This is a genomic window from Saccharothrix luteola (genome assembly GCF_020859565.1).
In the GTDB taxonomy this organism is placed as follows: domain Bacteria; phylum Actinomycetota; class Actinomycetes; order Mycobacteriales; family Pseudonocardiaceae; genus Actinosynnema; species Actinosynnema luteola.
The window spans coordinates 143290-156756 of the sequence record NZ_JAJHUO010000006.1 but is presented as its reverse complement, the minus strand read 5'-3'; the positions used below and the strand labels follow the sequence as shown (position 1 = coordinate 156756).

The window sequence follows — 13467 nt, the reverse complement described above, 5'->3', positions numbered from 1 at the left end:
CGAGGTTTACTTCGAACAGGTGTTTGATCTGGACACGGAACGCGACTACCGTCCACAAGTGAAGATCGTCGGAGAAGCCGGCCTGGGCAATCGGGACCGGTGAGGAGGAAGCACCGTGGCACGCAAGACCAGTGAAGACCTGCGCACCGCCGATGTGCCCTCCGCGCCCGAACCGGCGGACATCGCGGGCAACGCCGGGCTCACCCTGCGCCAGCGCAAGGTGCTCGACGTGATCCGCGACTGGCTCGACCGGTTCGGCTACCCGCCCAGCGTGCGTGAGATCGGGGAGGCGGTCGGCCTGACCTCCACCTCCTCGGTCGCCCACCAGCTGCGCGCGCTGGAGCGGAAGGGGTACCTGCGCCGCGACCCGAACCGGCCGCGCGCGGTGGGCGTGCTGCCCGCGGAGATCGTGACCGGCCTCGACCCGGCGTCCAAGCCGACGCCCGCGTACGTGCCCATGCTGGGTCGCATCGCGGCCGGTGGGCCGATCCTGGCGGAAGAGGCCATCGAGGACGTGTTCCCGCTGCCCCGCGAGATCGTCGGCGAGGGCGACGTGTTCCTGCTGAAGGTCGTCGGCGACTCGATGGTGGACGCCGCCATCACCGACGGCGACTGGGTGGTCGTCCGCCAGCAGCCGACGGCGGACAACGGCGAGGTGGTGGCCGCGATGATCGACGGCGAGGCCACCGTGAAGACGTTCAAGCGCAAGGAGGACGGGCACGTGTGGCTGATGCCGCACAACGAGGCCTACCAGCCCATCCCCGGCGACGACGCGTCGATCCTGGGCAAGGTCGTCGCCGTCCTGCGCAGGCTCTAGTGCCGTGACCGGCGGCCTTTGCCCCGTAATCCGGTGATCGGACGGGTGGATCGCGGTGCCGGCCCCGCGTCCTCATCCTGGTTGGCTGTGGGCGTGGGGTCGGTGCCGCGAGGCGCCCTGCCGAGCGCCGGAAGACGCGGCGAAGGTTGCCGGTCACGGCACTAGGGCACCGGTGGCCGCCGCTCACGCCCGACGTCGGCGTGAGCGGCGCACCAGTGCGCCGACCAGCACCAACGCGACCGCGCCACCACCCACCACGGGCCACGGCGACGACGGCGGGTCGGTGGCCGGGGGAGCAGCGGTGGTCCCGTCATCGGTCACGGGGGCGTCCGTCGTGGTCGTCGGCGCGGGCGGCACGGCCGACGCCGCCGCACCCGCCACCGCGCGCACGGTCGACGAGGCGCCCGCGCTGCCGAACTCGGACGCCGACAGCAGCGTGCCGTCCGGGTCGAACGCGATGGCCTCGCCCTGCGGCTCGCCGGCCAGCGGCACCCGCACCGGGTCGGACTCCAGCGCCTTGGCCAGGTCACCGTCCGGCACCGGGAACAGGTACGCGTCGGTGTAGGTCCGCAACGCCGCCACCCGGCCGTCCCGGGACATCGCGCCGCCCGTGACCACGCGCGTCACCACGGAGTTCTGGAACGGCCCGCCCGCGGTGTCCGTGGTGCTGATCGACACCCGCGCCACCTGCTCCAGCGGCGTCGGCGCGCCCTCGCTCAGCCCGGACGCCGGCCGGTACACCAACGCCGATCCGATCGTTTCCTTCGTGACGATGTGCGGAATGCCGGAACCGTCGAGCAACAATGCCTCGGCGTCGTGCTTTCCGTCAGGATACGTGAGTCGGTGCAAACGGGTGCTGCCGTCCGGTGAAACGGCATGCAATGCCACGGTTTCGCGCGACTTCCCGTTGTCGCCGGTATCCGCCGCCCACAGGGTTCCGTCAGGGGCCAAGGCGAGATCCTCGACGTCGAACGGGTTCGTCGGCGCGGTGATCGTGCGCGTGATCGCACAGGATCGGTCGAGCACCTGGACCTGCAACCGGCCGTTGTCGCTGTCGTTCACCGCGAACCACTGACCGCCGTCGGACGCCAGCCCGGACAGCTCCTCCAGCCGCGGGTCGGTCACCGCGCACACGTCGGCGACGGCCGGCTCCGCCGAAGCGGAACCGGCCGTCATCACCAGCCCTAGAACCACCAGCAGCGCTCGCAAGGGGTTAGGCGCGGCTTCCGTTCACGGCGAACTTCTCCAGGACGTCGGCCAGGTCCGGTCGGACCCGGGCGGACAGCTCGGTGCCCTCCTCGGTGTGCCGCTCCTTGAGGACCTCGCCCTCGCGGTGCACGCGTGCGACCAGCTCGCCCCTCGCGTACGGCACGAGCGCCTCGACCACGACCTCCGGCCGCGGCGTCATGGCCGCGATGCGCTCGCGCAGCTCGGCGATGCCCTCGCCGGTGTGCGCGGACACGAAAACCGCTGTCGGGAACAGGTGCCGCAGCCGGGCCATGCCCAGCTCGCCCACCGCGTCGACCTTGTTCACCACGAGCAGCTCGGTCGGCATCGGGTCGTCGCGCCGCGACGAGATCTCGGTGATCACCTCGCGCACGGCCTTGACCTGCTTCTCCGGCATGGCGTCGGAGCCGTCGACCACGTGGACCAGCAGGTCCGCGTCGGCGACCTCCTCCAACGTCGACCGGAACGCCTCGACCAGCTGGTGCGGCAGGTGCCGCACGAAGCCGACCGTGTCGGTCAACGTGTAGGCCAGGCCCTCGGGCGTCTCGGTGCGCCGCGTGGTCGGGTCGAGGGTCGCGAACAGGGCGTCCTGCACCAGCACCCCCGCGCCGGTCAGCGCGTTGAGCAGGCTGGACTTGCCCGCGTTCGTGTAACCCGCGATGGCCACGTTCGGCACCGAGTTGGCCACGCGGCGGTGCCGCTTGGTCTCCCGCGTCACGCTCATCGCGGCGATCTCGCGGCGCAGCTTGGAGATGCGCGCGCGGATGCGCCTGCGGTCGGTCTCGAGCTTGGTCTCACCGGGACCGCGCAGACCCACGCCGCCGTTGGCGCCACCGGCACGACCACCGGCCTGCCGGGACAGCGACTCACCCCAACCGCGCAGGCGCGGCAGCAGGTACTGGAGCTGGGCCATCTCGACCTGGGCCTTGCCCTCGCGCGTGGACGCGTGCTGGGCGAAGATGTCGAGGATCAGCGCCGTGCGGTCGACGACCTTGACCTTGAGCTTCTCCTCCAGCTGCCGCAGCTGGCCGGGTGAGAGCTCGCCGTCGCAGATCACCGTGTCCGCGCCGGTGGCGATCACGATGTCGCGCAGTTCGTGGACCTTGCCGGAACCGATGTAGGTGGCCGGGTCTGGCCGGTCGCGCCGCTGCACGAGGCCTTCCAGCACCTCGGAGCCCGCGGTCTCGGCGAGCAGGGCCAGTTCCGCCAGGGACGCGTCCGAATCGGCCGCCGTGCCCTCGGTCCACACGCCGACCAGCACGACCCGCTCCAGCCGGAGCTGGCGGTACTCGACCTCGGTGACGTCCTCGAGCTCGGTGGACAACCCGGCTACGCGGCGTAGCGCGGTGCGCTCTTCGAGCGCGAGGTCGCCGGTGGACAGCTCGTCCTCGTGGTCGAGCCAGTCGTTGCTGCTGTACGTGTTTTCCGTCATTTGCCCTTCATCGTCCCACGGCACCCCTGCCGGGACGAGTGGTTAATCGCCTGGGTAGAGCGCCAGGTAGATCGCCACGCGTTCCCCGTCGGGGTGGGCCGGCTCGGCTGCCAGCTCATCCAACAACGTCTGGAGGCGCCGTTTTAGTTCCGCGCGGTCGACCCGGGCGACCAGTCGGAACTGGTTCATCGCGGCCGGGCCCACCTCCGCGACCTCGCTCAGGAACGCCTGGAACACCGCCTCGCTGGTCTCCTCGGGGTACGGGCTGCTGCCCTTGTGGAGCTGCCAGGACAGGCCTGTCGAGCGGTACGGGATCTCCCGCGCGCCCCGGTTGCCCGTGCGCTCCTCCTGCGCCTCCAGGAAGCCCGCGGCGACGAGTTTGCGCACGTGGTGGAGGGTGGTGGCGGGGTCCTTGCCGAGCCGTTCGGCGATCTCCTTGTTGGTCATCGCGCGGTCGTAGGTGAGGCGGATGATGCGCAGCCGCACGGCCGAGGCCAGCGCGGCGGCCTCGGCGTCGGTCGCCGGACGTCGTTGCACCCGCACAGCCTAGACCGCCGTGACACAAGTGATTGACAGTTTCCAATCACTCCCGCGACACTTCCGCCGTGTCCCTCTGGTCTCATCGCGACTTCCGCCTGCTGTGGGCAGGCGACACCGTCAGCCAGTTCGGCTCCACGATCGGCCGCACGGTGTTGCCGCTGCTCGCGGTGGGCGCGCTGGCCGCCACGCCGTTCGAGATGGGCGTGCTCTCGGCGGCGGGCACGGCCGCGTTCCTGCTGATCGGGCTGCCCGCCGGGGTCTGGGTGGACCGGCTGAGCCGCCGCCCGGTGATGCTCGTGGCCGACTTCACCCGCGCGTTGCTGCTGCTCTCGGTGCCGGTGGCGTGGTGGCTCGGCGCGCTCACGCTCGCCCACCTCGTCGTGGTCGCACTGCTGGTCGGTGCGGCCACGGTCATGTTCGACATCGCCTACCAGTCGTACCTGCCCGCGCTGGTCGGCCGGGAGCAGCTGGTGGAGGGCAACTCGAAGCTGGAGGCCAGCCGGGCCGTGGCGGAGGTGTCGGGCCCGGCCGCCGCCGGCGGGGTGGCGCAGGTGGTCGGCGCGGCCGTCGGCGTGCTGGCCACCGCGGTCGGCTACCTGGTCTCGGCGTTGTTCCTGCTGCGCATCCGCACGGCGGAACCACCGCCCCGGCGCGCGGACAAGCCCGGGCTGGTCCACGAGATCGCCGAGGGCCTGCGGTTCGTCTTCGGGCACCGGTCGCTGCGCGCGATCGTGGGCTGCACGGGCACCGCCAACTTCTTCGGCGGCATGGCGGCGGCGGTGCTGGTGCTGTTCCTGGTGCGCGAGCTGGGCCTGTCGGAGGGCGTGGTCGGCCTGGTGCTCAGCGCGGCGGGCATCGGCGGCGTACTGGGCGCGCTGACCGTGAACCGGTGGAACGCCCGCTTCGGCCAGACCACGGTGATCTGGCTGTCCGGCCTGGTCACGTGGCCGTTCGGGGCGCTCGTCCCGCTCGGCGCGGCGGACTGGCGGATCGTGTTCGTGGTCCTCGGTGAGGCGGCGGTGGCGTACGGGGCGACGGTCTACAACATCGCTCAGGTCAGCTACCGGCAGTCGATCTGCCCCGACCACCTGCTGGGCCGGATGAACGCCAGCATCCGGTTCGTGGTGTGGGGCGCGATGCCGCTGGGCGGCCTGGTGGGCGGTGTGCTCGGCGGCGGCATCGGGGTGACGGCGACGTTGGCCGTGGGCATGGGGTGCCAGGCCCTGGCGGTGCTGTGGGTGGTGCTGTCGCCGCTGCGGAGCCGTGATGCCGTTACCGCGTGACTTCCGGCTGTTCTGGGGCAGTGACGCGGTCAACCAGTTCGGCGCGGCCATGTACGCGTTCCTGCTGCCGGTCGTGGCGATCGAGGCCTTGGACGCGTCGGAGTTCCAGGTCGGCGCGCTGACCGCCGCCGGCACGGCCGCGTTCCTGGTCATCGGGCTGCCCGTGGGCGTCTACGTGGACCGGGTGCGCAAACGGCCCCTGCTGGCGTGGAGCACGGTCGGTCGGGCGCTGGTGCTCGCCACGGTGCCGGTCGCGGCGTGGCTGGGCGGCCTCACGTTCACCCACCTGCTGCTCGCGGCGCTGGTGGCGGGCGTGCTGACGGTGTTCTTCGAGGTGGCGTCCCAGGCGTACCTGCCGACGCTGGTGCCCCGTGACGAGCTGGCGGTCGCGAACGGCAGGCTGGTGTCGACGCAGCAGGTCGCCCGGCTGTCCGGCCGGCCGCTGAGCGGCCTGTTGGTGCTGCTGGGCAGCGCGAACGCCGTACTGGCGATCACGTTCTCGTTCCTGACCTCGGCGGCGCTGCTGGGCGGCGTCCGCACGGCCGAACCGTTGCCGGAGCCGCGCGAGCGGGCGCTCTGGGCGGACATGGCCGAAGGGCTGCGGTTCGTGTTCGGGCACCCGTTGCTGCGGCCGATCGCGCTGTGCACCACGTGGTTCAACCTGACCAACGGCATGTGGGGCGCGGTCAACGTGCTCTTCCTGGTGCGCGATCTCGGGCTGTCCGCCCCGGCCGCCGCGGTGCTGCTGGGGATCGGCAGCGTGGGCGGGGCGCTCGCGGGCCTGGTCACGGGCCGGTTGGCGCGGTGGGGCCGGGTGCGGCTGGTGTGGTTGTCGCTGGCGGTCACGCAGCCCGCGTGGCTGCTGGTCCCGCTGGCGCAGCCGGGGTGGCGGCTGGCGTTGTTCGCGGTCGGCACCCTGGTCACGTCCGCCGGCGTGATCGTCTACAACGTGTCGCAGGTCAGCCTGCGGCAGGCGTTGTGCCCGGACCGGCTGCTCGGCCGGATGAACGCCAGCGTGCGGTTCCTGAGCTGGGGCGTGATGCCGGTGGGTGCGCTGGCGGGCGGCGCGCTGGCCGAGTGGGTCGGCACGCGGGACGCGCTGTGGGTCGCGTCGGCCGGGATGATCCTGTCCGTCATCTGGGTGGTCCTGTCACCGCTGCGGTCGATGCGCGACCTGCCGGTGATCACTAGCGTCGAACGGCATGGCTGACACCACCGTGCTGCGCGAAGGTCTCCGGTTCGGCGAGGGTCCGCGACAGGGGCCGGACGGCCGGCTGTTCTACTCGGACTTCTACGACCACCAGGTCCGCGCCCTCGACCTGGCCTCGGGCGAGGAGGAGGTCGTCTGCGAGGTGCCGGAGCAGCCGTCGGGGCTGGGCTGGCTGCCGGACGGGCGGCTGCTCGTGGTGTCGATGCGGGACCGCAAGGTGCTGCGGCTGGAGCCCGACGGCCTGGTGGAGCACGCCGACCTCGGCGACATCGCCACCTTCCACGCCAACGACATGCTGGTCGACGCGAAGGGCCGCGCGTACGTGGGCAACTTCGGCTTCGACCTGCACGCCGTCCTCGCGTGGGGCGGCGACGCGCCGCTGCTCGAACCGGACTGGGTCGCGCCCGGCACGCCGCTGGCGCTCGTCGAGCCCGACGGCAAGGTCAGCGTGGCCGTCGAGGACATGAAGTTCCCCAACGGCACCGGCTTGCTGCCCGACGGCAGGCTCGTCGTCGCCGAGACGCTGGCGTTCGGCCTGACCGCGTTCACCGTGGCCGACGACGGCTCGCTGTCCGACCGGCACGTCTTCGCGTCGCTGCGCGAGCACTACATCGCGCCGGACGGCATCGCGGTGGACGCCGACGGGGGCGTGTGGGTCGCGCCCGCGATCCAGCCGTTCGCCTTCCGGGTCGAGGAGGGCGGCGAGATCACCCGGAAGGTGGAGACCAGCCAGCTCTGCTTCGCCGTCGCGATCGTCGAGGACAAGCTGGTCTGCTGCACCGCGCCCAGCTCGCAGCCCGAGGTGGTCGCCGAGGCGCGGCTGGGCAAGCTGGAGGTGTTCGACCTCTAGGCGGCCCACGCCACGTGGCCGTCCGGCCGGATCAGCGCGGTCCGCACCGCCGCCCACGCGGGTCGGTCGCCCGTCAACGCCACCGGACGCCCGGCGAGGTCACCGCCGGTGGAGTCGAGCAGCACGGGCCGACCGGGGTGCAGCAGGGTGAACAGGTCACCGTCGGTGAACTGCAGGTTCGGCGCGCGGGTGCCGGTCAACGGGTGCTCGTCCGGGCCCGCCGGGTAGGCCACGGCCAGCGCGGACAGCGATTCGGCCAACGCGCGCCCGAACTCGGGCACGTCGGCGATCCGGGCGCTGATCACCTCCCGCAGCGCCTGTCCCTCGACGGTGTGCGCCGTCATCAGGGCGGTCTGCGCCCGCGTGCCGCGCAGCAGGTCGACGCCGACGGGGTGGCGCTCGGCGTGGTAGGTGTCCAGCAGGTTGGCCGCCGCCGTGCCGAGGACGGTCGCGGCCGGCTTCCAGCCCAGGTTGGCCGCGTCCTGGATGCCGACGTTGAGCCCGACGCCGCCGGTGGGGAAGTGCTGGTGGGCCGCGTCACCGGCGAGGAAGGCCTGGACGCGGTGTCCACCCGCGCCATCGCCACGCGGTTGGGAGTGCGGATGAACACCGTGCTCTGGCACGTCAAGAGCAAGGCCCGGCTGCGGGAGCTGATGGCCGACGCGATCGTCGGCGAGGTCGACCTGGCCGGGTTGCCCGACGACTGGCGGTCACGGGCCGCCGAGCTGGCCAGGAGGCTGCGGCGGGCGATGCTGGCGCACCGGGACGGCGCGAACGTCGTCGTGGGCGTCTACGCGGCCGAGCCCGGCACGCTGCGGTTCGCCGAAGCGCTGGCGGCGGCGCTGGTCGCGGGCGGCGACCCCAGGGCGGGCTGGACGCTGTGGACGCTCGTCCACCTCACCGTCGGCCTGGTCCAGGAGGAGCAGGCCGCGCCGGGGACAGCCCGCTGGGCGGCGCGTTGGGCGACTACCCGGCCTTGCGGGTGGTCGCGGCCGAGCTGGAGCCGATCGCGTTCGCCGAGCGGCTCGACCACGGCGTGGCCCTCGTGCTGCGGTCGGTCTGACCGGCTAGAGCGCGTCCCACCAGCCCTGGTCGAGCTCGCCGCGCGCCAGCAGCACGGCCGGGCCGGTCAGCGTGGAGCTCTCCTCCTCGATCACCACGGACACCTGTCCACCCAGGACGTCCACAGTGGCCTTGCCGGTGCGCCGACCGGCCCCGTACAGCCACGACGCCACCGCGGCCACCGTGCCCGTGCCGCACGACCGGGTCTCGCCGACGCCGCGCTCGTGCACCCGCATCCGGAGGGCGCCGTCGTCCAGCACGTTGATGAACTCGACGTTCACCCCGTGCGGGAACTGCACCGGGTCGTGGCCGGGCGGCAGCGCCAGGTCGAGCTCCGCCACCGGCACCTCGGTCACGCACGCCAGGTGCGGGTTGCCGACGTCCACCGCGACACCGCCGAACGCGCTGCCGCCGACCGTGGCCGTGCCCGTGCCGGTGACCAGCACGCGCCCCATGTCGGAGGTCACCGCGCCGTCGTCGTGCACGACGACGTGCCGCTCGCCGGCCCGCGTGCCGATGGTGAACTCGCCCGCCGGCACCAGCTCGGCCTCGACCAGGTACTTCGAGAACACGCGCACCCCGTTGCCGCACATCTCGGCGATCGAGCCGTCGGCGTTGCGGTAGTCCATGAACCACGGGCCGAAGTCGGGCCGGACGACCCGCAGCACGCCGTCCGCGCCCAGCCCGCGCCGCCGGTCGCACAGCGCGCGCACGCGTGACTCGGTCAGGTCCAGCACGCCGTCCGGATCGGGCAGCACGACGAAGTCGTTCTCGGTGCCGTGGCCCTTCAGAAACTCGACTCCCACGCCCACCAGGCTACGGTGCGACCAGCTTGAGCACGTCCTCGGCCAGCCCGGGCTCGCCCGCGTCGAACCACGTCACCCGCCGGTCGCGGCGGAACCAGGACCGCTGCTTGCGGACGAACCGCCGGGTGGCCTGCGCGGTGGTGGCGGCGGCCTCCTCGATCGAGCACTCGCCGTCGAACGCGGCCAGCACCTGCTGGTAGCCCAGCGCGCGGGACGCCGTGCGGCCGTCGCGCAGGCCGCGGGCCTCCAGCGCGCGCACCTCGTCCACCAGGCCCGACCCGAACATCCGCGCCACCCGCGCGTCGACCCGCTCGTCCAGTTCGGACACGTCGCGGTCCAGCCCGACGACCACCGTGCCGTAGCGGGCCGGTCCGGGCTTGGGCAGGGTGGCCGAGAACGGCTGCCCGGTCAGCTCGATGACCTCCAGCGCGCGCACCACCCGGCGGCCGTTGCTCGGCAGGATCGCCAGCGCGGCGGCCGGGTCGAGCTGCGCCAGCCGACCGTGCAGCGTCTCCGACCCGAACACGGCCAGCTCCTGCTCCAGCTGGGTGCGGATCTTCTCGTCCGTGCCGGGGAACACCAGGTCGTCCAGGACCGCCTGCACGTACAGGCCCGAGCCGCCGACCAGCACCGGCGTGCGGCCGGCGGCGAGCAGCCGTTCCACCACGGCCCGCGCCTCGCGCTGGTAGGCGGCGACGGACGCGGTCTCGGTCACGTCGAGCACGTCGAGCAGGTGGTGCGGCACGCCCTGCCGCTCGGCGTCGGTGATCTTGGCCGTGCCGATGTCCATGCCCCGGTACAGCTGCATCGCGTCGGCGTTGACCACCTCGCCGCCCAGTTCGACGGCCAGCCGCACGGCCAGGTCCGACTTCCCGGTGGCGGTGGGCCCGACGACGGCGATGGGGGTGTGCACGCGCTCAAGCCTCCCAGACCGCCACGTGGTAGCCGACGCCGAAGGGCGCCAGGAACTCCGACCGGGCGCACCGCCAGGCGCCCGGCACCCCCGCGGCCACCTGCCACGCCGCCCGGCCGTGCGCGCCCAACTCGGCCGCCAGCGCCGGGTCGAGCGCGCGCAACGCCGCGGTGTCCGCCGTGGCCAGCGCCTTGCGCACGTCCTCGTCGAACGGCTCGGCCCGCTCGTCGGGCCGCCCGACGGCCCGCTCGCCGTGCCGGTGCGACCCGTCGCCGAGCACCAGCAGCGCGGGCGAGCCCGCCAGCCGCTCACCCAGGGCGACGCACTCGGCGGTGGACAGGTCCGGCGGCACGAGGTGCACCCGCACGGACCGCGCGCCGACGCGGTCCCGCAGCCAGGCCGCGACCAGCGCGGGCAGCGGCAGCTCCTCCTCCACAGAGGACGCGTCGTCGGACAGCGACACCCGCACGTCCACCCCGAAGCCGCGGAACGTCCCCGTCACCCCCTCGACCACCCGCGGCCCGGACGGGTCGACGCCGACGGCCACCCAGTCCGGCGCGTGCGCGGCCAGGTCCCGTGCGGCGGCCAGGCACGCCGAGCGCACCGGTTCGGTGTCCCGCGCGGCGTCGGAGACCAGTTCGGGCACCAGCAGCGGAGGGTGCGGCACGACCACCAGGCGCGAGATCATGGCAGTCCACGCTACTCATCGGCCACCACCGGTACCGATGCGAGCCTTGACCTGTTTGAATGCGCGCGAGGTACTGGGCACTCTTAAGGGGCGTCGCGGTACTCGGGTGCTGGGCCCCGTCGTAGGCGGGGCGCCCGTGGTCGGCACGGGCACCACGAAGTGGGCAGGCGAGGAGGAAGCCGGCGATGACGGAGCACGAGACGACACCGGGAACCACTGGCGACAGTGGTGCGGGGGCGGTGGTCGAGGAGACCAGGGTGGAAGCGACGCCGGTTGCGGCGGCACCGCCGGTCCCCGTGGCGTCGGACCACCCTGACCGCTGGGGGCGCGTGGACGCGGACGGCACCGTCTACGTCAAGACGGCCGACGGCGAGCGGGTCGTCGGTTCCTGGCAGGCGGGCGAACCCGCCGAGGGCCTGGCGCACTTCGCGCGCCGGTTCGACGACATCCGCACCGAGGTCGAGCTGCTGGTGACGCGGCTGTCCTCCGGCGCGGGCGACCCCAAGCACGCGCTGACCAGCGCGAAGCACGTCCAGGAGAGCCTGGCCGACGCGGCGGTGGTCGGTGACCTCGCCGCCCTGGCCGCACGGGTCGAGCACGTGCTGGTCCTGGCGGAGAAGGGCCTGGAGGCCGCGAAGGCGGCCAAGGACGAGGCCCGGGCCGCTGCGGGCGCGCGCAAGCAGGAGCTGGTCGAGGAGGCCGAGGCGCTGGCCAACGAGTCCACGCAGTGGAAGGCGGCGGGCGACCGGCTGCGGCAGATCCTGGACGAGTGGAAGACGATCCGGGGCGTCGACCGCAAGACCGACGAGCAGCTGTGGCGGCGCTTCTCCAAGGCGCGTGACGCGTTCAACCGCAGGCGCGGGTCGCACTTCGCCGACCTCGACCGGCAGCGCGGCGTGGCCAAGAACCGCAAGCAGGAGCTGGTCGAGGAGGCCGAGAAGCTCGTCGAGTCCGACGACTGGGGCCCCACGGCCGGTCGGTACAAGGACCTGATGGTCGAGTGGAAGGCCGCGGGGCGTGCGCCCAAGGAGGCCGACGACGCGTTGTGGCAGCGGTTCCGGGCCGCGCAGGACGCGTTCTTCGCCAAGCGCTCCGAGGCGTTCAGCGAGCGTGACGCCGAGTTCGCGGCCAACGCGAAGCTGAAGGAGGAGCTGCTCGCCGAGGCCGAGCGGATCGACCCGTCGCTGGACCTGGAGGCCGCCCGCCAGCAGCTGTACAAGATCCAGGAGCGGTGGGACGCGATCGGCAAGGTGCCGCGCGAGCGGGTCCGCGAGCTGGAGGGCAAGCTCCGCGCGATCGAGGAGCGGGTCCGGGGCGCGGTCGACGCGCAGTGGCGCAAGTCCGACCCGGAGGCCGAGGCCCGCGTCGCGCAGTTCCGCGAGCGCGTGGAGCAGTTCGAGGCCCAGGCCGCGAAGGCGCGCACGGCCGGCGACAAGCGCCGTGCCGAGCAGGCCGAGGCGCAGGCCAAGCAGTGGCGCGAGTGGCTGGCCGCCGCCGAGCAGGCGGTCGCGAGCCGGTAGTGCCGTGACCGGCGACCTCCGCCGCGCCTTCCGGCGCTCGGCGGGGCGCCTCGCGGCACCGGGCACGGCACTAGCGGGCGAAGGGCCCCTTCACCGGCGGTGAGGGGGCCCAGCCCGCGGCGAACAGCAGGTCGGGCCCGTCCTCGCCGGGGCGGTCCAGGTGGTCGGCGCGGGTCAGCCCGGCGTTGACCGCCACCCGCTGCGACGCGGTGTTGGCGGGCCGGACCCTGGCCACGACCGGCAACGCGGGCAGGGTCGCGCGGGCCCACCGCACGACCTCGCGGGCCGCCTCGGAGGCGATGCCCCGCCCCCAGGCGGCCGGGTCGAACCGGTAGAACAGGTTGAGCCCGCGCCGGCCGTCGATGTCGGTGAGCTTCACGCCGCAGAACCCCAGCGTTCGCCCCGCGTCGCGCGGGCGGACCACCCAGTAGCCGAAGCCGAAGCCGCGCCAGTGCTCCAGCCACCGCTCCAGCAGGCCGGCGGCCTCTTCGGGGGTGCGCAGGGCGTCGGACGGGTTGTGCGCGCAGGCCAGCGGGTCGCGGTGGATCTCGTGCACCGCGACCACGTCGTCCGCCACGGGCCGCCGCAACGTGAGCCGCTCGGTGCGCAGCTCCGCGTTGTCGAACCCGGTGATCACTGCATCGGCGGCCGGGACGCGGCCAGCTTGAGCCACTTCACCAGCAGCACGACCACCGCCACCACGGCCAGGACCAGGCCGAAGCCGGGCCCCGGGCCGGGGTGGTGGCCGGTCGTCGTCTGCGTGGTCCAGATCGACAGCACGCCCGCCACCGACGCGGCGAACGACGCCAGCGCGCACGCCCACGCCAACGCCCACCGCCGCAGGGCCAGCGTCAGCGCGGGCAGCAGCACGCCGACGACCACCGCCAGGTAGGCGAACACCTCCGGCAGCCCCTCGGCAGAGCCGAACAGGACGCTCAGGCCCTGCACGCCGTCCACCCAGGGCAGCGCCAGCGACACCAGGATCGCCAGCGCCGCGACGGCGATCGTCAACGCGCCGGCGCCGGGGTCGAACCGCCTGGCCGCCGTGCGGCCGACGCTGTCGATCTCCTCGCGGAGCCCGGCCAGGTCGTCCCGGTCGTTCTCGCTCATCGGCACGTC

The 13467-nt window shown here is 73.3% G+C and carries 14 protein-coding genes and 1 pseudogene; 6 read left to right on the top strand and 9 right to left on the bottom strand.

The annotated features are described in order from the left end of the window. Positions 1-139: 139 nt before the first annotated feature. Complete coding sequence (gene lexA, locus LNK82_RS10190; RefSeq protein WP_230566876.1) at positions 140-817, top strand: transcriptional repressor LexA; 678 nt, start codon at positions 140-142, stop codon at positions 815-817. A gap of 183 nt (positions 818-1000) precedes the next feature. Here the strand turns inward: lexA and LNK82_RS10185 are convergent, their stop codons facing one another. The 3 genes from LNK82_RS10185 to LNK82_RS10175 are packed head-to-tail and all read right to left on the bottom strand — an operon-like array spanning position 1001 to position 4013. Further along, positions 1001-1993: a hypothetical protein gene (locus LNK82_RS10185; RefSeq protein ID WP_230566875.1), complete on the bottom strand. Its 993-nt coding sequence runs from the start codon at positions 1991-1993 to the stop codon at positions 1001-1003. Positions 1994-2030: 37 nt separating this feature from the next. Then, positions 2031-3476 carry a GTPase HflX gene (hflX, locus tag LNK82_RS10180; RefSeq protein ID WP_230566683.1) on the bottom strand — a complete coding sequence of 482 codons (1446 nt, stop codon included), beginning with the start codon at positions 3474-3476 and terminating at the stop codon, positions 2031-2033. A gap of 42 nt (positions 3477-3518) precedes the next feature. Then, positions 3519-4013, bottom strand: a complete 495-nt coding sequence (locus tag LNK82_RS10175; RefSeq protein ID WP_372470452.1) for an ArsR/SmtB family transcription factor — start codon at positions 4011-4013, stop codon at positions 3519-3521. A 68-nt stretch (positions 4014-4081) separates the two neighbouring features. On the opposite strand from LNK82_RS10175, the gene LNK82_RS10170 reads away from it, so the two are divergent. From LNK82_RS10170 to LNK82_RS10160, 3 genes are read left to right on the top strand one after another with little or no spacing between them, the layout of a single operon-like run. Further along, positions 4082-5299, top strand: a complete 1218-nt coding sequence (locus tag LNK82_RS10170) for an MFS transporter (RefSeq protein WP_230566681.1) — start codon at positions 4082-4084, stop codon at positions 5297-5299. After that, positions 5283-6509 (top strand): MFS transporter, encoded by a 1227-nt coding sequence (locus LNK82_RS10165; protein ID WP_230566680.1) that lies wholly within the window; start codon positions 5283-5285, stop codon positions 6507-6509. The genes LNK82_RS10170 and LNK82_RS10165 overlap by 17 nt, the downstream gene beginning before the upstream one ends. Continuing rightward, the gene (locus tag LNK82_RS10160) at positions 6502-7359 is read left to right on the top strand and encodes an SMP-30/gluconolactonase/LRE family protein (RefSeq protein ID WP_230566679.1); all 858 of its coding nucleotides are present in this window, start codon (positions 6502-6504) and stop codon (positions 7357-7359) included. The genes LNK82_RS10165 and LNK82_RS10160 overlap by 8 nt, the downstream gene beginning before the upstream one ends. On the opposite strand, the gene LNK82_RS47640 is transcribed toward LNK82_RS10160, so the two are convergent. Beyond that, positions 7356-7982: an FAD-dependent monooxygenase gene (locus tag LNK82_RS47640; RefSeq protein WP_308257189.1), complete on the bottom strand. Its 627-nt coding sequence runs from the start codon at positions 7980-7982 to the stop codon at positions 7356-7358. The two genes, LNK82_RS10160 and LNK82_RS47640, sit on opposite strands and share 4 nt — an antisense overlap. Here LNK82_RS47640 and LNK82_RS47635 point away from each other — a divergent pair. After that, positions 7962-8303: pseudogene (locus tag LNK82_RS47635) on the top strand (TetR/AcrR family transcriptional regulator C-terminal domain-containing protein); the annotation flags it as partial. The gene LNK82_RS47640 and the pseudogene LNK82_RS47635 sit on opposite strands and share 21 nt — an antisense overlap. Positions 8304-8426: 123 nt before the next feature. Here the strand turns inward: LNK82_RS47635 and dapF are convergent. Genes dapF through LNK82_RS10135 form a run of 3 tightly spaced genes read right to left on the bottom strand, consistent with a single transcriptional unit; the run spans position 8427 to position 10828 of the window. Beyond that, a complete protein-coding gene (gene dapF / locus LNK82_RS10145) occupies positions 8427-9227 on the bottom strand; it encodes a diaminopimelate epimerase (RefSeq protein ID WP_372470451.1) in 801 nt (266 codons plus the stop codon). A gap of 10 nt (positions 9228-9237) precedes the next feature. After that, positions 9238-10140 carry a tRNA (adenosine(37)-N6)-dimethylallyltransferase MiaA gene (miaA, locus tag LNK82_RS10140; protein WP_230566677.1) on the bottom strand — a complete coding sequence of 301 codons (903 nt, stop codon included), beginning with the start codon at positions 10138-10140 and terminating at the stop codon, positions 9238-9240. A gap of 4 nt (positions 10141-10144) precedes the next feature. Beyond that, positions 10145-10828, bottom strand: coding sequence for a class III extradiol ring-cleavage dioxygenase family protein (locus LNK82_RS10135; RefSeq protein ID WP_230566676.1), 684 nt, complete (start codon positions 10826-10828; stop codon positions 10145-10147). Between the two features lie 185 nt (positions 10829-11013). On the opposite strand from LNK82_RS10135, the gene LNK82_RS10130 reads away from it, so the two are divergent. Further along, positions 11014-12348 carry a DUF349 domain-containing protein gene (locus tag LNK82_RS10130; RefSeq protein ID WP_230566675.1) on the top strand — a complete coding sequence of 445 codons (1335 nt, stop codon included), beginning with the start codon at positions 11014-11016 and terminating at the stop codon, positions 12346-12348. Positions 12349-12418: 70 nt separating this feature from the next. On the opposite strand, the gene LNK82_RS10125 is transcribed toward LNK82_RS10130, so the two are convergent. Together LNK82_RS10125 and LNK82_RS10120 are read right to left on the bottom strand one after the other, a co-directional pair. Then, on the bottom strand, positions 12419-13021 hold the full coding sequence (locus LNK82_RS10125) for a GNAT family N-acetyltransferase (RefSeq protein ID WP_230566674.1): 603 nt from the start codon (positions 13019-13021) through the stop codon (positions 12419-12421). Continuing rightward, the gene (locus LNK82_RS10120) at positions 12982-13458 is read right to left on the bottom strand and encodes an Rv2732c family membrane protein (RefSeq protein ID WP_230566673.1); all 477 of its coding nucleotides are present in this window, start codon (positions 13456-13458) and stop codon (positions 12982-12984) included. Before LNK82_RS10120 ends, LNK82_RS10125 begins: the two co-directional genes overlap by 40 nt. Between the last annotated feature and the right edge of the window lie 9 nt (positions 13459-13467).

Excerpts from the sequence above, each read along its gene's own strand:
- LNK82_RS10185 (WP_230566875.1), bottom strand. The coding sequence starts at position 1,993 with ATGACGGCCGGTTCCGCTTCGGCGGAGCCGGCCGTCGCCGACGTGTGC.
- hflX (WP_230566683.1), bottom strand. The coding sequence starts at position 3,476 with ATGACGGAAAACACGTACAGCAGCAACGACTGGCTCGACCACGAGGAC.
- LNK82_RS10165 (WP_230566680.1), top strand. The coding sequence starts at position 5,283 with ATGCCGTTACCGCGTGACTTCCGGCTGTTCTGGGGCAGTGACGCGGTC.
- LNK82_RS10160 (WP_230566679.1), top strand. The coding sequence starts at position 6,502 with ATGGCTGACACCACCGTGCTGCGCGAAGGTCTCCGGTTCGGCGAGGGT.
- LNK82_RS10135 (WP_230566676.1), bottom strand. The coding sequence starts at position 10,828 with ATGATCTCGCGCCTGGTGGTCGTGCCGCACCCTCCGCTGCTGGTGCCC.
- LNK82_RS10130 (WP_230566675.1), top strand. The coding sequence starts at position 11,014 with ATGACGGAGCACGAGACGACACCGGGAACCACTGGCGACAGTGGTGCG.
- LNK82_RS10120 (WP_230566673.1), bottom strand. The coding sequence starts at position 13,458 with ATGAGCGAGAACGACCGGGACGACCTGGCCGGGCTCCGCGAGGAGATC.